Raw genomic sequence first — 302 nt, 5'->3', positions numbered from 1 at the left:
TTTTGGAGTCGTAGACCATCCTTAGTTTGGAATATCCACTTATCCTTCCTTTCATCCCCGTTGCTCAGTTTTGCCATTCCTGTTCGATAATATTTCCTGAGCGTTTTGTATTTGGCGTTTCCGCATCTTGATACTACCCATGCCCGTAATTGTTGCCAGAGTATGTTATCTAGCTTATTGAAAATCTCCTTGGAGACTACCCCTGAGTAGTACCTTGCCCATCCAGTGATGATGGGATTGAGATGTTTAATCAGGGCGGCTTGAGGTGCTGTTTTATGATTCCTAATCACCTCTTTTACCTT

The 302-nt window shown here is 42.7% G+C and carries 1 protein-coding gene; it reads right to left on the bottom strand.

Translation table 11 applies throughout. The annotated features are described in order from the left end of the window. Positions 1–302: group II intron maturase-specific domain-containing protein (locus LKE08_RS08450; protein WP_324703776.1), on the bottom strand; the 302-nt coding region annotated here is incomplete at both ends.

It is taken from the genome of Lyngbya sp. CCY1209, assembly GCF_035615495.1.
Classification (GTDB): Bacteria; Cyanobacteriota; Cyanobacteriia; order Cyanobacteriales; family Microcoleaceae; genus Limnospira.
This window is presented reverse-complemented; position numbering and strand designations above follow the sequence as displayed.